The 209-nt window shown below is 38.3% G+C and carries 1 protein-coding gene; it reads left to right on the top strand.

Annotated features, from left to right (window positions below):
- Positions 1-11 precede the first annotated feature (11 nt).
- On the top strand, positions 12-209 hold a 198-nt coding region (locus tag CD111_RS10100), incomplete at its 3' end, for a MucBP domain-containing protein (RefSeq protein WP_338088389.1).

Genomic DNA, 209 nt, shown 5'->3' with positions numbered 1-209 from the left:
AAGGCAAGGTTGTGGTGCACTATGTGGATGAAGCAGGTAACACAATTAAAGGAACTGTAGAAGATACACCAAACGTAAAAGTGGATACAGCGTATGATACAACGGATCATAAGTTGAAAGTAATAGAAAAAGATGGTAAGCGATATATCTTCACCAAAGTAAAAGATGGGGATAAAGAAACAGGTCAAGTGGTAGAAGGGACAACATCT

Origin of the sequence: Mammaliicoccus stepanovicii (assembly GCF_002902525.1) — a bacterium.
Taxonomy (GTDB): Bacteria; Bacillota; Bacilli; order Staphylococcales; family Staphylococcaceae; genus Mammaliicoccus; species Mammaliicoccus stepanovicii.
The sequence above is the reverse complement of the archived record's forward strand: the minus strand, read 5'-3'. Positions and strand labels throughout refer to the sequence as shown.